The sequence below is a fragment of the Kitasatospora sp. NPDC052896 genome, assembly GCF_044547075.1.
In the GTDB taxonomy this organism is placed as follows: Bacteria; Actinomycetota; Actinomycetes; order Streptomycetales; family Streptomycetaceae; genus Kitasatospora.
The window spans coordinates 102,580-124,159 of the sequence record NZ_JBITZU010000009.1 but is presented as its reverse complement, the minus strand read 5'-3'; the positions used below and the strand labels follow the sequence as shown (position 1 = coordinate 124,159).

At 74.8% G+C, this 21,580-nt stretch carries 18 protein-coding genes; 14 read left to right on the top strand and 4 right to left on the bottom strand.

Annotated features, from left to right (window positions below):
• Positions 1–34 precede the first annotated feature (34 nt).
• From ACIGXM_RS20355 to ACIGXM_RS20290, 14 genes are all read left to right on the top strand, one after another.
• Positions 35–1,579: a phage tail sheath family protein gene (locus tag ACIGXM_RS20355; protein WP_396562782.1), complete on the top strand. Its 1,545-nt coding sequence runs from the start codon at positions 35–37 to the stop codon at positions 1,577–1,579.
• Between the two features lie 39 nt (positions 1,580–1,618).
• Positions 1,619–2,059 carry a phage tail protein gene (locus tag ACIGXM_RS20350; RefSeq protein ID WP_396562780.1) on the top strand — a complete coding sequence of 147 codons (441 nt, stop codon included), beginning with the start codon at positions 1,619–1,621 and terminating at the stop codon, positions 2,057–2,059.
• Positions 2,056–2,538: a hypothetical protein gene (locus ACIGXM_RS20345; RefSeq protein ID WP_396562779.1), complete on the top strand. Its 483-nt coding sequence runs from the start codon at positions 2,056–2,058 to the stop codon at positions 2,536–2,538. The genes ACIGXM_RS20350 and ACIGXM_RS20345 overlap by 4 nt, the downstream gene beginning before the upstream one ends.
• Positions 2,535–2,693 (top strand): DUF6760 family protein, encoded by a 159-nt coding sequence (locus ACIGXM_RS20340; RefSeq protein WP_396562777.1) that lies wholly within the window; start codon positions 2,535–2,537, stop codon positions 2,691–2,693. The genes ACIGXM_RS20345 and ACIGXM_RS20340 overlap by 4 nt, the downstream gene beginning before the upstream one ends.
• A 3,128-nt stretch (positions 2,694–5,821) precedes the next feature.
• Complete coding sequence (locus tag ACIGXM_RS20335; RefSeq protein WP_396562775.1) at positions 5,822–6,076, top strand: hypothetical protein; 255 nt, start codon at positions 5,822–5,824, stop codon at positions 6,074–6,076.
• 60 nt (positions 6,077–6,136) lie between these two features.
• On the top strand, positions 6,137–6,562 hold the full coding sequence (locus ACIGXM_RS20330) for a phage tail protein (protein WP_396562773.1): 426 nt from the start codon (positions 6,137–6,139) through the stop codon (positions 6,560–6,562).
• A gap of 99 nt (positions 6,563–6,661) precedes the next feature.
• The gene (locus ACIGXM_RS20325) at positions 6,662–7,384 is read left to right on the top strand and encodes a LysM peptidoglycan-binding domain-containing protein (RefSeq protein WP_396562771.1); all 723 of its coding nucleotides are present in this window, start codon (positions 6,662–6,664) and stop codon (positions 7,382–7,384) included.
• Complete coding sequence (locus ACIGXM_RS20320; RefSeq protein ID WP_396562769.1) at positions 7,381–9,159, top strand: VgrG-related protein; 1,779 nt, start codon at positions 7,381–7,383, stop codon at positions 9,157–9,159. Before ACIGXM_RS20325 ends, ACIGXM_RS20320 begins: the two co-directional genes overlap by 4 nt.
• 57 nt (positions 9,160–9,216) lie before the next feature.
• The gene (locus tag ACIGXM_RS20315; RefSeq protein WP_396562767.1) at positions 9,217–9,528 is read left to right on the top strand and encodes a PAAR domain-containing protein; all 312 of its coding nucleotides are present in this window, start codon (positions 9,217–9,219) and stop codon (positions 9,526–9,528) included.
• Positions 9,525–9,947, top strand: coding sequence for a GPW/gp25 family protein (locus ACIGXM_RS20310; protein WP_396562765.1), 423 nt, complete (start codon positions 9,525–9,527; stop codon positions 9,945–9,947). The genes ACIGXM_RS20315 and ACIGXM_RS20310 overlap by 4 nt, the downstream gene beginning before the upstream one ends.
• Positions 9,947–11,908 (top strand): putative baseplate assembly protein, encoded by a 1,962-nt coding sequence (locus ACIGXM_RS20305; protein WP_396562763.1) that lies wholly within the window; start codon positions 9,947–9,949, stop codon positions 11,906–11,908. The genes ACIGXM_RS20310 and ACIGXM_RS20305 overlap by 1 nt, the downstream gene beginning before the upstream one ends.
• Positions 11,905–12,468, top strand: coding sequence for a phage tail protein (locus ACIGXM_RS20300; protein ID WP_396562762.1), 564 nt, complete (start codon positions 11,905–11,907; stop codon positions 12,466–12,468). Before ACIGXM_RS20305 ends, ACIGXM_RS20300 begins: the two co-directional genes overlap by 4 nt.
• Before the next feature lie 3 nt (positions 12,469–12,471).
• On the top strand, positions 12,472–13,563 hold the full coding sequence (locus ACIGXM_RS20295) for an NADase-type glycan-binding domain-containing protein (RefSeq protein ID WP_396562761.1): 1,092 nt from the start codon (positions 12,472–12,474) through the stop codon (positions 13,561–13,563).
• Positions 13,564–13,802: 239 nt separating this feature from the next.
• Entirely contained in the window at positions 13,803–15,242 is a 1,440-nt protein-coding gene (locus ACIGXM_RS20290) for a GuaB1 family IMP dehydrogenase-related protein (RefSeq protein ID WP_396562760.1), read from the top strand.
• 69 nt (positions 15,243–15,311) lie between these two features.
• Here ACIGXM_RS20290 and ACIGXM_RS20285 read toward each other — a convergent pair whose 3' ends face one another.
• The 4 genes from ACIGXM_RS20285 to ACIGXM_RS20270 all read right to left on the bottom strand — a co-directional run bounded on the left by ACIGXM_RS20285 (position 15,312) and on the right by ACIGXM_RS20270 (position 21,299).
• Positions 15,312–16,955: a cellulose binding domain-containing protein gene (locus ACIGXM_RS20285; protein ID WP_396562758.1), complete on the bottom strand. Its 1,644-nt coding sequence runs from the start codon at positions 16,953–16,955 to the stop codon at positions 15,312–15,314.
• 164 nt (positions 16,956–17,119) lie between these two features.
• Positions 17,120–17,848, bottom strand: coding sequence for a DUF5995 family protein (locus ACIGXM_RS20280; protein WP_396562756.1), 729 nt, complete (start codon positions 17,846–17,848; stop codon positions 17,120–17,122).
• Between the two features lie 56 nt (positions 17,849–17,904).
• Positions 17,905–19,569 (bottom strand): class I adenylate-forming enzyme family protein, encoded by a 1,665-nt coding sequence (locus tag ACIGXM_RS20275; RefSeq protein ID WP_396562754.1) that lies wholly within the window; start codon positions 19,567–19,569, stop codon positions 17,905–17,907.
• Positions 19,566–21,299 carry a CoA transferase gene (locus tag ACIGXM_RS20270; protein WP_396562752.1) on the bottom strand — a complete coding sequence of 578 codons (1,734 nt, stop codon included), beginning with the start codon at positions 21,297–21,299 and terminating at the stop codon, positions 19,566–19,568. Before ACIGXM_RS20270 ends, ACIGXM_RS20275 begins: the two co-directional genes overlap by 4 nt.
• Positions 21,300–21,580: the final 281 nt, after the last annotated feature.

Sequence of the window (21,580 nt, the reverse complement as noted above, 5' to 3'; positions counted from 1 at the left end):
GGGGGCGAACAACGGGCCACCCGAAGGAGCGAGCATGCCGTCGTACCTCACCCCGGGCGTGTACGTGGAGGAGGTCCAGTCCGGTGCCCGGCCGATCGAGGGAGTCGGCACGGCCGTCGCCGCCCTGGTCGGCTTCGCCGAGACCGGACCCTTCCACGAGCCGACCCTGGTGACCAACTGGGACCAGTACGTCCGGACGTTCGGCGGCTTCACCGAAGGCACCTACCTGCCGCACGCCGTCTACGGCTTCTTCGCCAACGGCGGCGGCTCCGCCTACATCGTCCGGGTCGGCGACCCGGCCCGGCAGGCGGCCGACGGTGGGCCGGACCCGGCCCGCAGCGTGCCCCCGCCCACCGCGGTCGCGGGCTTCCTCTTCTCCGCCCTGCCCGGCGCGGGCGGCGACGTGTCGGTCGAGATCGCCGACACCGAGGGGGAGAACGTCCCGGAGGACCGGTTCCGGCTGCTGGTCCGCCGGGGCGGCGAGGTCGCCGAGACCTACGACGTGTCGACCCGCAAGAACACCAGGGGATATGTCGTCACCCAGCTGCGGGAGTCCAAGCTCGTCACGGTCACCGAGCAGCCCGGCACCGCGCCGAGCCGCCCCGAGCGCCAGACCCACGCCCTCGCCGCCGCGCCCGCCCCCGCGCCGGCGGCGGCCCCCGCCACCCGCCTCGACCCCGCCGAGTACGTCGGCGACGCCTCGGCCCGGACCGGCTTCGCGGGGCTGGAGGCGATCGACGAGATCACCATGGTCGCGGTCCCCGACCTGATGAGCGCCCACCAGCGCGGCGACCTCGACGCGGAGGGCCTGCGGACCGTCCAGCTGGCGGTGATGTCGCACTGCGAGCAGATGGGCGACCGGATCGCCGTGCTGGATCCGCCACCGGGCCTGAACGCCCAGCAGATGCGCACCTGGCGCTACGACGAGGCGGGCTTCGACTCCCGCTACGCCGCCCTGTACTACCCGTGGATCAAGGTGTTCGACCCGGCGAGCGGACGCAACGTGCTGGTCCCCCCGAGCGGGCACGTCGCCGGGGTGTGGGCGCGCAGCGACGCCGAACGCGGCGTGCACAAGGCCCCGGCCAACGAGATCATCCGCGGCGCGGTGGACCTGGAGCTCCGCCTCAGCAAGGGCGAGCAGGACCTGTTGAACCCGATCGGCGTCAACTGCGTGCGCGCCTTCCCCGGGCGCGGTATCCGGATCTGGGGCGCGCGCACCCTCTCCTCGGACCCCGCCTGGCGCTACCTCAACGTGCGGCGGCTCTTCAACTACCTGGAGGAGTCCATCCTCCTGGGGACCCAGTGGGTGGTCTTCGAGCCCAACGACGACCGGCTGTGGTCCAGCGTCCGCCGGAACATCACCGCGTTCCTGACCGAGGAGTGGCGGCGCGGCGCGCTGTTCGGCCAGACGGCGGCCGACGCCTTCTACGTCAAGTGCGACCGCGACAACAACCCCCAGGAGTCCATCGACCTCGGGCAGGTGGTGTGCGAGATCGGGGTCGCTCCGGTGAAGCCCGCCGAGTTCGTGGTGTTCCGGCTGTCCCAGTTCTCCGACAGCACGAGCCTCGTCAACGAGTGACCAGCAGCATCGGCACCCACCGGAAGGTGACAGGAAGTCATGGCTGAAGGCGATCCGCTCTCCACACATATCTTCGGCGTCCAACTCGGCGGCTACAACGTCGAGTCCGTCAAGGCGATCACCAACCTGACGGTCGATCAGGACGTCGTCGAGTACAAGCAGGTGACCCAGCAGGGCAAGCTGATCGTCCGCAAGCAGCCCGGCGCCCGGCTGCCCGGCGAGGTGACGATCACCCGCGGTCTCGACAAGAGCAGCGCGTTCACGAGCTGGATCAAGGAGACCCTCAACAACGGCGCGATCAACACCGCGCGGCAGAACCTCACCATCGAGGTCAAGGACACCACCGGCGCCACCCTGCGCCGCATCCAGCTGACCAACGCCTGGGCCAGCCGCTGGGAGGGCCCCACGCTCACCGCGGGCGAGTCGAACGCCGCGACCGAGACCGTGACCATCGTGTTCGAGGAGATCACCGTCGAATGAGGCGACGGATCGGCCTTGAGGAACTCCTGGAGCAGGCCCCGGCCCCGGCGTCGCAGACCGCCGCGCCGCAGCCGCGGCGCCCCGGTCACCCGGACCCCCGGGAGCACGGGCCGCGTACCGAGTTCGAGTTCGAGCTGCCGCTCGGCTACGTCGACGACGACGGCACGGTGCACCGGCACGGCGCCATGCGCCTGGCCACCGCGCGCGACGAGCTGATGCCCCAGATCGACAAGCGGGTCAAGGAGAACCCGGCGTACCTGAGCGTGGTGCTGCTGAGCCACGTGATCACCAGGCTCGGCACCGTCACCGACGTGCACGCCGGTGTCGTCGAGCAGATGTACGCCACCGACGTCGCGTTCCTCCAGGACCTCTACCAGCGGATCAACAGCGAAGGCCACACGCGTGCCGCGGTGACCTGCCCGCACTGCGACGGCTCCTTCGAGGTGGACCTCGCTGGTGGGCGCCTGGGGGAATCGTGACGTACGCGCCCGCTCGGCTGTACGAGGAGGTCGCGTACGTCGCCTACCACTTCCACTGGCAGCGGGAGGACATCCTCGACCTGACCCACCGCGAACGCGGGCAGTGGGTCCGGGAGATCGCGCGGATCAACACCCGCGTCAACGAGGGCGGGTGAGCCGGGTGGGGTTCCGGGACAGGTTCACCCGGCGGCGGGCCGGCGGTGCGGTGGGTGGTGGCGCGGGCGATGGCGGTGCCGGGGCGGGCGCGCCCGGCCGGCGGGACTCCGCCGCCGGCGGCCGGGACGGGGGGTGGCGCGCGATCGAGCCCTTGACCCCGGCCATCGCGGGGCCGGTCTCCCGGGTCAGCGACGGCCTGCGGTTCCGCGCCCGGCTCGCCTCCTGGCAGGACCCGTCGCGCTGCGGCACGCTCGGCCACGCGGTGCTCCCGACCGCCCCGGCCGGGATCCTGCGGGCGGTGGCGCGGCCGCCCGGTGCGGCCACCACGGTCGCCGGAGCGGACGAGCTCGCGCTGCGGCACGCGGCGGCGCCGGGGACGGCGGCGATGGCGTCGGAGGCGGGGGAACCGTCGGAGCCGGGGGAGGCCCGGCAGATCCAGAGGTCCCCAGGGGTGCGGCGGCTGCCCGTCAGGCCGGGCCCGCCGGTGGCACGCGGGGGCGGTGGGGCCGGTGCGGGCGCTCCCACGGAGGGCGACGGCGGCACCGCGACGGCCGGCGCGCACCCGACGTCCGATCGTGGCGCCGCGACGTCCCCGCGTCAGGTCGGCCCGGTGCTGCCGCGCCCGATCGGCGAACCGCTGACCGTGGCGCCGCGCCCCCGGCCGCTGCCCACCCGCCCGGTGACGGTGGTCCCGCTCCGGAGCGGGGAACGCCGCGCGGGCGCGGCAGCACCGGAACGGGCCGCCGCCGGGTCGCCGCCCGCGGCGCCGGGGGAGCCGAGTGCCAACGCCGGTCCGCCCGGGACCCCCACGCGGACCGTGGCGGAGCGAACCGGTGCCGCCCCGGCCCCGGCCACCGCCGCCGGGTCGCCGCCAGCCGGGCACGCCGACGGTGTGGTGCGGCGCGCTGCCACGAAGGGCGCCGCCTCGAGCCGACCCGTCCTCGGCGCACCACTGACCTCGCTGCCCGCGACCGCCGCGCCAGGGCCCGCCGTCGGCGGCTCCGAGAGCGCTGACATGACGTCAAATACCTTACTGATACCGCTCGTTCCCGTTGCCTCGGAGCCGTTCGGACTGGCCGGGGACCCGCCCGGCGGAGCAGGATGGGGTGCTCGCGAGGGCGGCGGGTCCCCCACCCGGTGGCCGGGCGGGCGTGCCGGGGGCGTGCCCGGCGGACCGGGCCGACCGGCCGCGGTGCCGCAGTCGGGCGGCGGGCAGGCGCCCGCTCGCCCCGAGGACGGACCGCTCGGCGCCACCCACGCGCTCGGCGGCTCCGCCGTCCGGGAACCGGGGAGGTCGGCTCCCTTCCACCCCGCCCCCGGGGCCGGCGACGCCGGCCACATCCAGCGCGCGCCCTCCGCGAGCGAGGGTTCCCCGCCCGCGCCGCCGTCGGCGGCGTCCGGACCCGCCACGCGGGTGCGCCGTGACTCCACCACCGCCCGCACGCGTGGGGGTCTGGGCGCGCCCCTCGACGCTCTGCCGCCGACCGCGGCCGTACCGGCCGGCGGCAGAGCGCCGCTGCTCGGCGGGCGCGGCGCCGCGCGGCGGGCCACGGACCCGGTGGCGGCCGAGGTCACGAGCGGCGGGACCGGAACCGGGGGGGAGCGCGGCACACCCACCCTCCCCGCACCACCGCGGCCGGCCGTGCCCACCGGGATGGTGTTGCGCGGGGAGGGGGACCGCGTCGCCGGCGACGCGGTCGCCGACAGGTGGTCCCCGGAGGGCGCGCCGGAGCCAACGGCCCTCCAGCGCGGGGTCGGTGACGTGCGCCGCGGCCCGAACCCCGGCGCTCGGGGCGCGGACCTGAGCGCGGGTCCCGACCGGACCGGGGATGCGGGAGGGCACGTCGCGGGAGCCGACCCGCGGGCGTTCGACGCCGCGCCGCGGATGGCGGGCGCCTCCGCCTTCCCCTCCCCGCCGCCCGGCCCCGGACCGGACCGGTCCTCAGTCGTGCCGAGGCCGCCCGCCGCCGCCACCCACCGGGTGCCCGCCGCAGCGCCGGACCCGACCGGCGCACGGCTCGGCTCCGATCGCGGCACGGGCGCGCGCCCTGCCGCGCCGCGGGACGGCCGCGGCCCGACGCTCCGGGCCCGCCCGTCGATCGCCGACCGGACCGTGCAGCGCGCGGCGACGCCCGCCCGCCCCGCGCGACCCTTGCTCGGCGAGCGCCGGATGAGGTTCGCCCTCGCCGCACCCCCGCCACCGCTCGCGGCCGGCACCGGCCCCGCTCCGGCGCCCGCCCCACCCGTCGTGCGGGCCCTGCGGTGGCAAGCTCCACCGGCGCGCACGGACGACCGGTCGGGCACTGCGGAGCCGGCGACGCCCGGTGGGTGGCGGGGCCGGGTCACCGCCGCCCTGCGGCGCTCGCGCCTCCGGCCCCCGGCCCGCACGGCGCGCGGCCGGCTCGACGCCGCGGACCCGGTGCCACCGGCGGACCCGTCGGGCGCCGGTGCCGGGGTGGGGACGGCGGTGGGCTCGGCGCGGCCCCGCGCCAACCGTGCCGCGGCCACCGCCCCGCACCCGCCGGTGCCCGTCAGCCCGCGTGGTGCGGCGGAGTCGGACATCGGTGGTCCCTCCGGCCCGCAGGCGCGACTCCGACCCGCACCGGAGCCCGCCGCCGTTCGTCCGGGGCGGCCGGCCGTGCAGCGTTCGGCCGCGCCCGGTGGCGCCCGTTCCACCGAGCCGGACGCGCGACCGGCGCCGCCCGGCGGTGCCGCGGAGCTCGCCCCGGCGGCGACCGCCGGGAGCCCGCGACGCCGGCAGCACCTCGCGCCACCGGCTACCGCCCCCCACCCCGCCACGGCCGTCGCGACCCCCTCGCGGGAAGGGCCCGTTCCATGCCCCTCCCCGGCACGGCCCGCGCCGCCGCGGCGCCCCGCGGTCCAGCGGCTGCCCGTCAGCGTCCGGACCGCGCAGCCGTCCCCGGCGCAGCCGCCGAGCAGCGGCACCTGGACGCCGCGCGCGGCGGAGAGCGGCGCGGCGGCACCACGCGCGAGCCTGGACCCGGAACCGCTTCCGCCCGCGGCGCCGGCACTCGACCCGTCCCGGCCGGTGTGGTCCCGGCCCGGCGCGAGCACCCCTCCCGCGCGGTCACAGCCGTCGGCGGCCACGGCCCAAGTGCTGCAACGGGTGGCCGAGCAGGCGGGGCTGTCCGGGGTGCCGTTGACCGCCGTACCGCCCCGGGCGCCGACCGCCACGCCGCCCCGCACCGCCGCCCCACCCGCTGAATCCCGCGCCGGATCGCCGACCGAGGCCACCGCCGCCGGTGCCGCCGACATCGACGAACTGGCCCGGCGCCTGATCGAACCCGTCGGACGCCTGCTGCGCACCGAACTGCGCAGGGGAAGGGACCGCGCCGGGCGGCCGTACGACAGCCGCCGCTGAACGTGCGACACATCGGCGGCCGACAGGAATCCGCAGCACGGCACCGGAGGCAGGGACGGGATGACCGACAACATCTTCGCGACCAGCGTGTTCTTCACGCTGAGCATCGGCGGCAACGACCTGGGGGAGTTCGCCACCTGCTCGGGACTCGGCGCCCAGGTCGAGATCGAACAGTACGCGGAGGGTGGCAACAACGGCTTCTCCTGGCAACTGCCGGGCCGCATCACCTGGTCGAACATCACGCTGACCCGCGCGGTCACCGCGGACACCACCAAGATCGCGCGTTGGCTGGACGAGATCGTTCGCCGGGTGGAGCCCAAGGACGGCGAAATCGTCGCGTTGCGACCCGACTTGAGTCGGATAGTCAGCTGGCAGGTGCTCGGCATCGTCCCGGTCCGATGGCAGGGCCCGTCCTTCGACCCGGCCAACTCCGAGGCCGCCCTGGAGACTTTGGAGATCGCCCACGCGGGCCTACGCCCGTCCTGACGTAAAGTCGAACATCCGACCGTAGCCCGGCTCCGCGGCCGGGTTCACCACCTGATCAGCCGCACGGTCCGCCGCCCGACCCACGGAAGGAGCCCCAGGATGTCCTCAGCAGTCCCCGCGAGTGTCACCCGGGCCCAACTGACCATCATGGAGCCTCCGTCCACGGTCGGTGCCCAGCCCGGCGGAGCGATCGCGCGGCTTCCCCTCCAGTTCAACCCGGCGACCCTGGTGCTGCGCAAGTCCACCGAGTGGCGCCGCACTCCGTCCCGGATGGCGGGCCAGTCCGCGCTGCCCGAGTTCGTCGGCAGCGGACCGCGCTCGCTCTCGCTCGACGTGTTCCTCGACGCGACCGCGACCCACGACAACTCGGTCGAGCGGGCCGTGGAGCAGCTGATGACGGCCTGCGTCCCGACCCCGAGCAGCCTGGCGCGCAAGACCCCGGCCAGCCCGTGGATCCGGCTGGACTGGGGCACCTCGAAGACGACCTCGTTCAACGGGGTGCTGACCGGCCTCTCCGTCACCTACACGCTCTTCGACGTCGACGGCAAACCCCTGCGGGCCACCTGCTCGCTCACCATCGACGAGGCCAGCGTCGATCCGCCCGGCCAGAACCCGACCTCCGGCTCGCCGGAGGCCCGCAGCACCCACCGGGTGATCGCGGGTGACACGCTGCCCCTGCTCGCCTGGCGCGCGTACGGCGACGCCACGACCTGGCGGACCATCGCCGAGGCCAACGACATCGAGGACCCGCTGACGCTCGTCCCCGGAGCGGACCTGATCGTGCCGGGGACCGACGAACTCGCCCAGGGCGGCCGGCCATGACCACTCCCGAGGCCCGAGGCGGTCGGGCCTTCGCCGCGGACCCCGTCGTCGAGGCGCCGGGCCCGCTGCCGCCGGTCTGGGCGACACAGCTGGTCTCCTGCGACATCGACGAGAGCGTCGGCCTGCCCGACACCGCCGTGCTGACCTTCCGCGACGCCGGCCACACCTTCCTCACCGCCACCGGGATCACCATCGGCACCCGGCTGCGGGTGTCCGTGGTCACCGTGCAGGGGCACACGCAGGTTCGGCTGTTCACCGGCGAGGTGACCGCGCTGGAACTGGAGGTGGACACGACGGGTTCGTACACCGTGGTCCGGGCGGCGGCGGTCACCCACCGCCTGATGCGCGGGCGCCGGGTGAAGGCCTTCCGCAACATGTCGACCGCGGACGTCGTGCGCGAGGTCGCCGCGGGCGCGGGGCTGGCCTGCGGCCGGATCGACTCCTTCCCGGTCGTCCACCAGCAGCTCTCCCAGGCCAACGTGCCCGACTGGGAGTTCCTCCAGTACCTGGCCCAGGAGAGCGGCGCGCAGCTGCGCGTCGACGACGACGGGCTGTTGGAGTTCGTCCGGCCCGACCCCGCGTCCGCCGCCCCGGCCCCCGCCACACCCGCTCCGCAGAACCCGATGGTCCTGGAGTACGGCCGCAACCTGCTGGAGCTGCGCGGCGTGCTGACCGGCGCCGGCGGGGCGGACACGGTCGAGGTGCGCGGCTGGAACGTCACCACCAAGAGCACCCTGGTCGCCACCGAACCGTCGGTGGCGGCCCGGACCGTCGAACCGGGCATGAGCCCCTCGGTGGTGACCTCCGCCTTCACCGGTCCGGCCCGGCTGACCGTCGCCGACACCCCCTACCGCACGCAGGCGGAGGCGACCGCCGCGGCCCAGTCGCTGGCCGCCGAGGTGGCCGCCGGATTCGGCGAGTTGGAAGCGGTCGTCGAGGGCAATCCGCGGTTGCGGGCGGGCACCCCCGTCGCGCTGGGGAACGTCGGCGCCGCCTTCTCCGGCCGCTACACGGCCACCGCGGTGCGCCACGTCCTCGAACCGTTCCGCGGCTACCGGAGCACCGTGGTGGTCAGCGCGACGCCGGACCGCTCCCTCGCCGGGCTGGTCACCGGGGGCAACGCGCCGCCGCGCGGGCCGCGGATGCCGGGCCTGGCCATCGCCGTGGTCACCGACGTCCGGGAGCCCGGTGACGCGCAACGCGGCTGGGTGCGGTTGAAGTTCCCCTGGCTGGACGACACCTACGTCTCCGACTGGGTCCGCACCGTCCAGTGGGGCGGTCAGGGGGGTGGCGGGGTGGTCAGCCCCGAGGTCAACGACGAGGTGCTGGTCGGCTTCGAACAGGGCTGCCTGGACAGCCCCTACGTGCTGGGCGGCCTCTACAACGGCGTCGACCGACCCTCCCCGCACGACGTGCCGCTGGTCGACGCGGCGGCCGGCAAGGTCAACCGCCGCTCGCTGGTCTCCCGTTCGGGCAACCGGCTGGAGCTGCTGGACGTGCCGGGCGGCCCGACCGGCGTCCGGCTGGCCACGGGGGACAAGAAGCTGGAGGTCAGGCTGGACGAGCAGCGCGGCGAGATCGTGCTGACCGTCCTCGGCGCGGCCGGCGCGGCGGCGAGTTCGGTGCGCCTCTCCTCCGCCGGAATCACCCTCGACGCCGGCACGGGAGAGGTCAACCTGCGCGGCGGCTCGGTGACCGTCCACGGCGAGACGACGGTCACCGTGGACGGCGGCGCCATGGCGGTACTCAAGGCCGACCTCATCCGCATCAACTGACCTTTCCGCACCAGCGATTCCGACAAATGACAGGCACCACCAGAATGGAGACCGCACATGCCAGCCGCAGCCCGGACCGGCGACACCACCGACCACGGTGGTGCCATCACCATCGCGCCGCCGGGCGCCATCGCAGTGGAGACCGTGCTGATCGGCGGCCGGCCCGCGGCCGTCGCGGGCAGCGTGCACGCCTGCGTCCCCCACGTGGAGCTCGGGCCCGCCAACGTCATCGAGCCCAACCTCGGTGCGGTGACCGGGGGAGAGGTCCTGATCGGGGGGCTGCCCGCGGCCCGCCAGGGGGACAAGACGACCTGTGGTGCCACCATCCTGACCGGCGCGTTCAACGTGCTGATCGGAGGCGGCGCGTGAGTGGAAGCTTCATCGGCCGCGGCTGGGCCTTCCCGCTCCGGGTGAACGCCACCGGCGGCATCGGGATGGTCGACCGGGACCGGGAGATCGCGGAGGCCATCCGGCTCGTCCTCGGCACGGCTCCAGGGGAACGCCCGATGCGCCCGGAGTTCGGCTGCGGGATCCACGAGTACGTCTTCGCGCCGGGCGACGGCACCACCGCGGGCCGGATCGCCCGCGAGGTGCGCATCGCGCTGGAACGCTGGGAGCCCCGGATCGAGGTGGACGACGTGGTGATCGCCTTCGACAGCGTCGACGAGGGCACGCTCTACGTCGACATCCACTACACCGTGCGCTCCACGAACGACCGCCGCAACCTCGTCTTCCCCTTCTACACCATCCCGGAGTCCCCCACCGCCGCGGACGAGGGAGCGAACTGATGGCGCTGCCCTCCCCGAACCTGGACGACCGCCGGTTCCAGCAACTCGTCGACGAGGCCAAGCGGTACGTCCAGCAGCGCGCGCCGGAGTGGACCGACCACAACGTCTCCGATCCGGGGGTCACCCTCATCGAGACCTTCGCCTACCTGGTGGACCAGCTGCTGTACCGGCTCAACCGGGTGCCGGAGAAGAACTACTCCGCCTTCCTCGACCTGCTCGGCATCCGGCTCTTCCCGCCGGCCGCGGCGCGGGCGGAGGTCGACTTCTGGCTGTCCGCACCGCAGCCCGAGACCGTGCTGCTCCGGGCGGGCACCGAGGTCTCCACGCTGCGGACCGAGACCGACGAGGCGGTGGTGTTCTCCACCGCCGAGGACCTCCCCGTCGTCCCCAGCTCCCTCGACCGGCTGGTCACGGTCTCCGCCTCGGGGGAGCAGACCGATCGCACGGCGCGGCTGGCCGACGGCGCGGACGTGCCGTGCTTCCAGCCGCGTCCCGCGGCCGGGGACGCCATGCTGTTCGCGCTGCCGGCCGTGGTGCCGCGGTGCATCCTCGTCGTCAGGCTGGACAGCCGGGTGGAGGGCGTCGGCGTCGACCCGCGGCAGCCGCCACTGGTGTGGGAGGTGTGGGACGGCGCGCGGTGGATCGCCTGCGAGACCGGCTCCGACACCACCGGTGGCCTCAACCGGCCTGGCGAGGTGGTGGTGTTCGTGCCCGCCGGGCACGTCGCCTCGGTGGTCGCCGGGCGGCGCGCGGGCTGGCTGCGCTGCCGGGTGACCGAGCCGCAGCCGGGCCAGCCGTTCTACTCCGAGTCCCCGACGATCCGCCGGGCCGAGGTGTTCACGGTCGGCGGCACCGCGACCGTCGTCCACGCGCAGACCGTCACCGACGCACCGCTCGGCACTTCGGAAGGGGTCGCGGGCCAGCGCTTCCGCCTCGCCAGGCCGCCGGTGCTGCTCGATGGCGAGCCCCCGGTGGTCGAGGTCTCGGCCGGCGACGGCTGGGAGCGGTGGACGGCCGTCGAGCACTTCGGCGACTCGGCACCGACCGACCGGCACGTGGTGATCGACGCGACCAACGGCGAGTTCCTGTTCCCACCCGCGGTCCGGGAACCCGACGGCAGCCTGCGTGCCTTCGGCGCGGTGCCGCCCAAGGGCGCCCGGCTGCGGGTACCGCACTACCGCACCGGTGGCGGCACCGGGGGGAACGTCGCCCGGGGAACGATCACGGTGCTGCGCAGTTCGGTCCCGTACGTGGCCAGGGTCGACAACCGCGAGGCGGCCAGGGGCGGGGTCGACGGCGAGACGGTGGAGAACGCCAAACTCCGCGCCCCGAACCTGCTGCGCCTGCAGGAACGGGCGGTCACGGCCGGGGACTTCGAGCTGATCGCCCGGCAGGCCGCCCCGTCCGCCGCCCGGGTCAGCTGCGTCGCGGCCGTCGCCGGGGAGGCGGGGGCGGTGCGCGTGCTCGTGGTCCCCGACGCGGTGGCGGACGAGGGCGACCGCCTGCGGCTCGAACAGCTGATCCCCGGTGAGCAGATGCTCACCGCCATCGCGGCGGCCCTGGACGAGCGACGGCTCATCGGCACCCGGCTCGTCGTGCAGCCCCCCGACTACCAGGGGATGACGGTGGTGGCCCGGCTCACCACCCGGTCCCCGGACGCCGACCGGGTCCGGGAGGCGGCGCTCGCCGCGCTCTACCGCCACCTCAACCCGCTGCGCGGCGGCGCCGACGGCTCGGGCTGGCCGTTCGGCCGGGCGGTGCAGTACGGGGAGGTGTTCGCCGTGCTCCAGCAGGCGGCCGGCGTCGCGGCGGTCGAGGAGCTGCGCCTGTTTCCGGCGGACCCGATCACCGGTCGCCGGGGCGCGCCCGCCGAGCGGGTCGAGGTCGCTCCGGACGCCCTGGTCTTCTCCCACCAGCACCAGGTCGTGGTCACCACGGTCGCGGAGGAGGGGCCGTCGTGAGCCGGGCCGCCGTGCCGGGGTTGCCCAGCCGGCACCCGATCGGGGAGCTGCTGCCCGCGCTCTACGCCGACGACGACTTCGCCCAGCGGTTCACCGCCGGTCTGGACACCGTCATCGCCCCGGTGTTCGCCACCCTGGACAACCTCTCCGCCTACTTCCGACCACGGCTGGCGCCGGCCGACTTCCTCGACTGGCTGGCGGCCTGGGTCGCCGTGGAGACCGACCCGGCCTGGCCGGAGGAGGTCCGCCGCGCCGTGGTCGAACGCGCGGTGGAGCTGCACCGGTGGCGCGGGACCCGGCGGGGGCTGGCCGAGCGGCTGCGGCTGATCCTCGGCGTCGGCGCGCGGATCGTCGACGGCGGCGGCGTGGCCTGGTCCACCACGCCGGACCCCGCCCTGCCGCCCGCGCCCTCCGGCGAGCTGCTGGTACTCGTCTGGCCCGAGCGCACCCCGGAGGTGGACGAGGACCAGGTACTGGCCGTGGTCCGGGCGTCCTGCCCGGTCCATCTCACCAGCCGGGTGCGGATCCTGCCCGGTCCACCCGGGAGAGCGGAGAGCTGACGGATGCCCGTGTGTCCCGACTGCGGAGCGGCCAACGAGGAGGGGGACGACTTCTGCGGCAACTGCGGTGCCTACCTCGGCTGGGCCCAGCCCGCCGGACCGGCCGCGCCCGCCGCACCACCCGCGCCCGCCGGGCCGCCCGCACCGCCCGCGCCCCCCGGGCCGTCGAGCCCGCCCGCTCCCGTCTCCGCCGCCGAGCCGGCGCGCCCGCCGGCCTCTGCCACCGAAGCCGCGCCCTCGCCCGTCTCCGCCACCGGGCCCGCGCACCCGCCCGCCGCACCACTGCGGCCCGAGGCCGATCGAGGACGCCAGGCCGACCCGGTGGCCGTGCAACCCGCCAAGCCCGTCCCGCCACGCCCCGTCGTGCGCCCCTCCGCGGTCGACGACGTCCAGGACGGTCCGGCGTGCCCCCGGTGCGGCACGCCCAACCGCCCCGACCGGCGGTTCTGCCGCCGCTGCGCCGCGCCGCTGACCGTCACCGCACCCCCGAAGCCCCTGCCCTGGTGGCGCACCCGCTGGCCGTTCCGGCGCCGTGTGCGCATCGGCGGCTCCGGCGACGCCCTGCGCCGGTTCATCGCGCTGTGCGTGCTGGCCGCGCTGGTGGTCGCCGGGATCCTGCTCTACCCGGCCGGCCGGAACGCCTACCAGGACGTGCTGGACAAGCTCCGCAGCGCCTCGGCCATCACCCCCACCGCGGTCTCGGCGAGCGCCGCGGTCGACGGTCACCCCGCCGCCGCGGCCGTCGACGGCCTCACCAACACCTACTGGGGAGCACCCCAGCTCGGAGACGCGATCACCTTCACCTTCCGCGCCCCGTTCCGCCTGGTGGACCTGATCATCCACACCGGCGACTCCACCGATCCGCAGCAGTACCAGCAGGAGGCGCGCCCCACCGTGCTGGAGCTCATGACCACGGCCTCGAACGGGAAGACGCACGAGCAACTGGTGACCCTGAACGACGCGCCGGGCCCGCAGACCGTGCAGACCGCGATCAGCGACGTGGTGCAGGTGAGACTCGTCATCCGCGCGGCGGCCGGCACCGGCCCCGGACGCCACATCGCCCTGGCCGAGGTGGAGTTCTTCAAACGTGGCTGAGCGCGGTGGGCGATCACTCCCCTCGGTGCGGTGGCAGCAGCTCTTGGAGCTTCCTACAAGCCGACGCGTCCTTCCGTCGACCGTCGTTGTGTGGATCTTCAAGGAACGGTGGTGAACTGGCTTTCGAGCCGGGTATCGGCAAGGATTGACGGTTGGGTGCGGGGCGCCCGAGTGCGCCCTGCGGCCGAGCCGCATCCGCACCCGAGGTGTACCTTTCTCCCAGCCAGAGAGCCCCATTCATGCGCTTCCTGAACGACCTCAAGCCCTCGTACGACCTCACGTACGACGACGTCTTCATGGTCCCCAGCCGCTCCGCCGTGGGCTCCCGGCAGGGTGTCGACCTCGCGTCCAACGACGGCACCGGCACCACCATCCCGCTGGTGGTCGCCAACATGACCGCGATCGCCGGGCGCCGGATGGCCGAGACGGTGGCCCGTCGTGGTGGCCTGGTGGCCATCCCGCAGGACATCCCGACCGAGGTGATCGCCGAGGTGATCGGCTGGGTGAAGCAGCGGCACCTGGTCTTCGACACCCCGGTCACCCTGGACCCCGGCGCCACCGTGGCGGACGCGCTCGCGCTGATCCACAAGCGGGCGCACGGCGCGGTCGTGGTGGTCGAGGGCGGCAAGCCGGTCGGCGTGGTCACCGAGTCCGACTGCCAGGGCGTGGACCGCTTCACCGGCCTCTCCCAGGTGATGTCGCGCGACCTGCTGCTGCTGGACGAGACGGTCGACCCGCGGGCCGCCTTCGAGAAGCTGAACGAGGGACACCGCAAGCTGGCTCCGGTGGTGGACGCCCAGGGCCAGCTGGTCGGCATCCTGACCCGCAAGGGTGCGCTGCGCGCCACCCTCTACACCCCCGCCGTGGACGCGGCCGGCCGGCTGCGGGTCGCGGCCACCGTCGGTATCAACGGTGACGTGGCCGGCAAGGCGAAGGCGTTGATCGAGGCCGGCGCGGACGTGCTGGTGGTCGACACCGCGCACGGCCACCAGGAGACCATGATCAATGCGCTGCGGGCGGTGCGCGGGTTGGACCCGAAGATCCCGATCGTGGCCGGCAACGTGGTCTCCGCCGCCGGCGTGCGCGACCTGGTCGAGGCGGGCGCCGACATCCTCAAGGTCGGGGTCGGCCCGGGCGCGATGTGCACCACCCGGATGATGACCGGCGTCGGCCGCCCGCAGTTCTCGGCCGTGCTGGAGTGCGCCGCCGAGGCCCGCCGGCTGGGCAAGCACGTCTGGGCGGACGGCGGCGTGCGCCACCCGCGCGACGTGGCGATGGCGCTGGCCGCCGGTGCGTCCAACGTGATGATCGGCTCCTGGTTCGCCGGGACCTACGAGTCCCCGGGTGACCTGCAGACCGCGCCGGACGGGCGGCAGTACAAGGAGAGCTTCGGGATGGCCTCGGCCCGCGCGGTGCGCAACCGCACGGCGGACGAGTCCGGTTACGACCGGGCCCGCAAGGCGCTCTTCGAGGAGGGCATCTCCACCTCCCGGATGTTCCTCGACCCGGCCCGCCCGGGCGTCGAGGACCTGATCGACTCGGTGATCGCCGGGGTGCGCAGCTCCTGCACCTACGCCGGTGCCAACAGCCTGGAGGAGTTCCACGAGAAGGCGATCGTCGGCGTGCAGAGCGCGGCCGGCTACGCCGAGGGCAAGCCGCTGCACTCCAGCTGGGTCTGACGCCCGGCCGCGCCGCCGCCCCCGCCCACGGTGTGTCGTGGGCGGGGGCGGCGGCGTGTCGTGCGGCGGTCAGCCGGTGTAGCCGGCCCACAGCTTGGAGAACTCGTACGGCGTCTGCTGGATGTTGGTGCACTTGAAGAGCGCGCCGGTGCAGGCGTTGCCGTCCCGGGTGACCTCCCAGAAGGAGAGCTCGCCCAGGTGGTTCTGCTCGGCGAAGGCGAGCAACTGCTGGGCGTCGGAGAGGCCGAAGACCTCGTCCGCGTTGTCGTTCTGGCCGAGCATCGGGGTGACGCCGACCATCGCCCAGGTCTGCGCGGTGGTCAGGTCCGGCCACACCTGGGCGATCTGGGCCCGGGTGGACTGCGCCGCCTGGATCGCGTAACTGCCCATCTGCCCGGAGGGGTTGGGCGCCTCGGTGTCGCCGAAGTCCATCGCCATGACGTTGACGGTGTCGACCGCGACGCCCGCGTTCTTCGCTGACTGCAGCACGTAGAGGCCGTCCGAGGTCAGGCCGGAGGGCAGCACCGGCAGGGTGAGGCTGACCTTGAGGTCACGGCCCTTGGCCCGCTGCGCGGCCTGGACGGCGGCGATGGCGGCCGACCGGCGGTCGATCGAGGCGTGGTCGGAGACCGCCGAGCCCTCGATGTCGAAGTCGATCCGGTCCAGCCCGTAGGCGTCGACCACCTTCTGGTACTGCGCGGTCAGGCTCGGCACGTCGGTGCAGGACTGGGCCAGCTCGGTGCCGTTGGCGCCGCCGAAGGACGGCCGGACGTCGCCGCCGGCCGCCCGGATCGCGTCGAAGTCGGCTTTGTCCCAGCCGCTGCCCGGGTCGTAGGCGTTGAACCAGGACGCGGTGCAGGGGCTGGTGCCGTTGACGATGAAGCCCAGCGAGAACTGCTTCAGCCCGGTGGCGGCGGCGATCTGCGGCAGGCTGGGGGTGGGGTAGGCACCGAGGTCGACGAAGGGCGCGGCCACGCCGGGGGTGCTGCCGCTGCCGGCCGTGCCGGTCACCGGGGCGGAGAGCGCGGACTCGTTGCCCGCCGCGTCGAAGGCGCTGACCGCGAAGGTGTGGCTGCTGCCGGCCAGCAGGCCGGTCAGGGTCGCGGTGGTCGCGGTGGTGGTCGCGACCACGGTGGAGCCTTCGTAGACGTGGTAGCCGGCCACTGCGACGTTGTCGGTGGAGGGTGTCCAGGAGAGCGTGATGGACTCCGGGCCGGTACCGGAGACCTGCACGCCGGTGGGCACGCTGGGCGGGGTGGTGTCGACCGGTCCGCCCTGGCAGGGCTGGTTGTTGATGGTGCAGGCGGTGGGCGGGACCGGGGTGCCGGTGCTGGAGATGTTCATGCCGACCACCGGCGCGCTGGCGCCGGGGGCGAGCGGGGAGGCCCAGCCGGGGGAGGTGAGGGTGTACTGGTTGCCGTTCTGGGTGAGGGTGCCGTTCCAGGCGCTGGTGGCCGTCTCCCCGGCCGGCAGGGTGAAGGCGATCGTCCAGGAGTTGACGGTCGTGTTGGTGTCGTTGGTGACCGTGTAGTCGCCCTCGAAGCCGCTCTGCCAGCTCTGCGGCACCGAGAAGGCGGCGACCAGGCCGGAGACACCGGCGGCCGCGCTGGCCGCTGTGGGCAGCGCGAACGGAACGGCGGCGCCGACCAGCAGCGCGCCGGTGGCGGCGAGGCTGGGCAGGGTGGAACGGCTGGACGGGGTGACGCGCCTCATGGGCAGGTCCTCCTCGGCGTGGGGCGGCGCGGGTCACGCCGCCGGACAGTGGGGGGCGTGCCGCGGCTCCCCCACAGTGGTACAGACCAATGCTGCTCGTCAATAAGCAGACGACGTCTGATCCGCCGGCTTCTCGTGCCGCACGAGGAGACGCTGACTCCGCGTCAGTCACCGACCGGGGTGAGCAGGGCGCGGCTGACCATGCCGACCGAGGCGTCCAGCGTGTCGGACACCGCCGCGTAGCCGAGCGGGGAGTCGCGCAGGCCGCGCAGCGCCAGCACGCTGGCCCAGGCGGCCTCCCGGGCCGCGTCGATGCTCCAGACCCCGAGCACGTGCAGCAGCGGCTCGCCGAGCGCCGACCGGGCCGCCGTCGGCAGCAGTTCGGCCTGCACCTGCCCCTCCAACTGGGCCAGCAGATCGTTGATCCGGTGGTAGTCGGGTTCGAAGCTCTCCGGATCCCGACCCAGCCGCCGCGAGGCGTCCAGCACCGCGAGCGGCAGGTCGTGCTCGATGTGGGAGTTGATCCCGCTCAGCGCGAACTGCAGGGGATGGATGCCGGGGTGGCGCCGCAGCTCGAAGAGCGGGCGCCAGCAGGCGGGTGGCCGCCGCCCGGCGGCGACAGCGGCGTTCGCGGCGAGGTAGCGCTCGGCGAAGAGCGCGTCGAGCACGGCCATCGCGGCCGGATCGGCGAACCAGCCGGTGCCCAGCCGACTGCGCACCAGTTGGGTGACGGCGAGGTAGATCCGATGGAAGACGCCCACCCCGTCGCTCGGCGGGAAGCCGGCTGCCAGGGCCCGCATCCGGCCGACGATCTGGTCGACCGTCGGCAGTGGCGCGAGGGCCTGCGCCGGCACCTGCGGGACCGTTCCCGTGTCGCCGGGCTGTTCCGACACCGTGTCACCTCACCTCACCTCACCTGGCCGCCGGCTCGGCGCGCGCCGGCCGACCGTCAGCGGGCCGGCGGAGCCGAACGGGCCAGCGCCGTCAGCCGGTTGCGGTCGAGCTTGCCGGCGGCCCCCAGCGGGAGCTCCGCCAGGCGCAGCAACTGCTCCGGCAGCTTGCGGCGTTCCAGCCCGCGCCGCTGCTCCAGGAAGTGGTTGAGCTCCGCCAACGTGGGCGCCGCCGTCCCCTGCCGGGGCACCACGCAGACGCAGAGCCGCTCGCCGAGGTCCGGATCCGGCACCGCCAGGCAGACCGCCTCTGCTACGGCCGGATGCGCGCCAGCGTGCCGCTCGACCTCCGCCGGGCTGATCGAGTAGCCGCCGCGCTTCACCACGTTGCTGTTGCGGCGCACCAGCTCCAGCCGCCCGTCGGCGGTGAGTCGGCCCCGGTCGCCGGAGCGGACCCAGCCCCCGGGCGCGCGGTAGCGGGCGTCCAACTGCGGCGCGCCGACGTAGCAGAGCGGGGTCATCGGGCCGCGCGCCCAGATCTCGCCGGGCTCGCCCGCCGGCAGCGGGCGTCCCTGCTCGTCATGGATCCGGAACTCGCAGACGGCCGGGTCGGGTTGGCCCAACACGCTGGTCAGCTCGGTCGAAGTGCGGTGATCGGCACGACAGTTGAGGCCGTCGGTGGAGCCGTACAGGTTGCTGACCGGGCAGCCGAACCGGGCCAGGCAGTCGGCCAGCAGTGCGGGCGGCAACCCGTCGCAACTGGCGATCACCGATCGCAGCGAGGAGAGGTCCTCGCCGGACTCCGGGGCGAGTTGGGTCATCCGGCGCAGCATCGTGGCGACGCCGAACAGGTGGGTGGGCCGGTGCGCGGTGATGGCACGCAGCGCGGTGGCGGCGTCGAAGCCGTCCAGTAGCAGCAGGGTCCCGCCGTGCCGGTACAGGGTGATCACGCCCAGTGAGCCGTACGAGGAGGAGAGCGGCACCAGGACCAGCGCGCGCGGCACTTCGGTGCCCCGGTAGACGGCACGCAGGTAGTTGCCGCGGCCGCCGGCCATCGCGTTGTGCGAGTAGGCGACCATCTTGGGCTCCGACTCGGAGCCGGAGGAGACCAGGATCCTGGCCGCCGCCGACGGATCCACCGGGACCGTGTCGGGCGGATCCTCGTGCGCCGTTGGCCCCGGTCGGTCCGGGCCGGGGTCGGTCCGTACCGTCGACCCGGTCCCGTCGATGGCGAACACCGCGCGCAGGAAGGGGAGTCGGGCCAGCTCGGGACCGATCTCGTGGGCTGTGGCGGCGGTGCTCAGCAGCGCCACGGCCCGGGACCGGCGAAGCAGCGCCCTGGTGTCCGCGAGGCCCCGGCCGGCCGGGAAGGTCAGTGCGGTCGCCCCGACCGCCGCCGCCGCGAGCTCGGTCGCCACCGCCGGCCAGCCGTTCGGCAGCCGGATCGCGACGACGTCGCCGGGCGCCACCCCGGCACTGCGCAGCGCGGTGGCGATCCGGCCCGTGCGGCGGTCGAGTTCGGCGTAGTCGAGGGTCTCCCCGGGACAGACCACGGCCGGCCGCCGCGGGTGCCCACGGACCCGCTCGGCGAACAGGTCGGCGATGCCGCGGTCGGGGTAGTGGCCCTGCGCGGACCACTGCCGGCGCAGCTCGGCCGGGACCAGGTCGGGCAGGTCGAGCCCGCTGCGCGGGGCCCGGACGGTGGTGCTGATGGGGGCGGTCAACGGTCGAACTCCCAGGGTGAGCAGGGCAGTAGACAGCGATCACGGTGTAGTGCGGAGCGGAACCGAGAGTCTCGGGCGATCTCGTCCGGAGTGGCGGCGGCGAAGGCGGTCCGCCGCGCGGCCGGTGGGGTACCGGTGCGCAGCAGCTCGGTCGCGGCCGACCAGAGCGAGGAGTCCACCCGGCGCCCGTGTCCGGTGACCTCCCGGGCCACCAGCGCGGCCAGTACCCCCTCGGCACTGATCAGGCCGCCGAAGATGTCGGTGATGGTCATCAGCGAGGGGGTGGCCGGCCGGCCCGCCGGGGTGACCAGCGCGGCGAGCCCGCTGCGCGCCTGCACCAGGTAGTCCGTCCCCACCGGCGGCTCGGGGCCGAGGAGTTCCCCCCACCCCGAGGCCCAGGCGTGCACCAGGCCGGGCTGGACGGCCAACAGCTCCGGGGCACCCAGCCCGAAGGCCTCGGCCTTGCCGGGCGCGAGGTTGTGCAGGAACACGTCGGCGTCACCGACCAGTTCGCGGATCGCCCGGCGCCCGGACGGCGCGCGCGGATCCGCTTCGACCGCCCGCTTGCCGCGGTTGAGCGCGTGGAAGCGGGCCGAATCGTCGCCCGCCATCGGCGGCACACCGCGCAGCGGATCGCCACCGAGCGGCTCGATCCGCACCAGCTCGGCGCCGAGCAGCGCCAACAGGTGCCCGGCGAGCGGGCCTTGGAGTCGCCGGGTCATCTCCACCACCACCAGCCCCGCCAGCGGCAGCCGCACGCCGCCCGTCCGTGGCGCGATCGGCCCGGCCGGGCGGGGCGGTCGACCGCCGGCCCGGGCGATCTGCCAGGGCGGTGTCGGGGGCGGGGCGGGCGCGTCCTCGCGCACCGGGACGATGCCGACACCCGCGCGGCCGGCCGCGGTGACGATCTCGTGGTAGTCCGACTGCGCGGCGGTGGCGGCGAGTTCGGGGGGCAACGGGCACTGGGCCGAGGAGAACCGGAGCTGGAAGGAGGGCCAACCGCGGCCGATCGGGTGGCGATCGACGCCGAGCCGGGTCCAGAACTCCAGCCAGGGGCCGGCGTCGAGCGACTCGATCTCGAACCGGACGCCGTCCCGACTGGTGAACGGTGGGTCGGCGGCCGCGCTTTCGGGCGGGGTGCCTTCGGGCGCGGTGTCCTTGGGAGCGGTGTCCTCGGGGGCCGTGCGGTCGGGTCGGCCCGTGCGGTCGGGGTCGTCGGCGGTGGCGGCTGCCAGGTACTGCCCGACGGCGAGCAGCGCGGCGCCGGCGACCGAGGTCCGCACCCCGCGCACCGGAGCGCCGCGCAGGCCGGCGCAGCGGGCCGCCAACAGGCCCTGGACGGCGAGCACTCCGGCCACCGCCCCCGCGTAGTCGATCCCCAGCGGTGTCGGTGCGCCGTACCGGCGGCCGTGCACGGCGGCGATCCCGCAAGCCGCCTGGGCGTCGGCCTCGCTCGCCAGCGGCAGGTCCACCGGACCTGCCCAGTCGATCACGCAGTCGATGTCGCGTTCGGTGCCGTCGGCCGCCGGATCCGCCGGGCCGGGGCCCAGGGCCAGCCGGGCCGCCTGCCCCGCCGTCGTCGCCAACTCCCGGGCCGGGGCGGTGGTGCAGCCGAGCGCCCGCAGGTGGCGGGCGGCCAGCGTGCCGGCCGTGCCGCCGCCCGCCACCGCCAGCGGCACCCCGCCCAGTGGGCCCCGGGCGACGTCGGCGTCCTGTCGCAGCGTCGTCACCGCGGGCCGAGGATTCGCTCGACCGGCCCTTCCGGCAAGGTTGGTGACGTGATGTCAGAAGGGGCGATCCGTGGCATGGGTCCTCTTCGGGGCGGGTGGTGCGGTCGGGCCGGCTGTGGCCTGAGTCGGGTACGCCTGGCGGTCGAAGGGGCCGGGTCGTGGGCGGACCTCTCGTTCGGTAGCGAAGCTATCACGCTTGGTAGTCGAAGATCGCCTGGCGCCACCCGCCCGGCCGCGGCCGCGGCCGCGTCGTCCGGCGGCGGCCACGGGCTGGTCCGGAT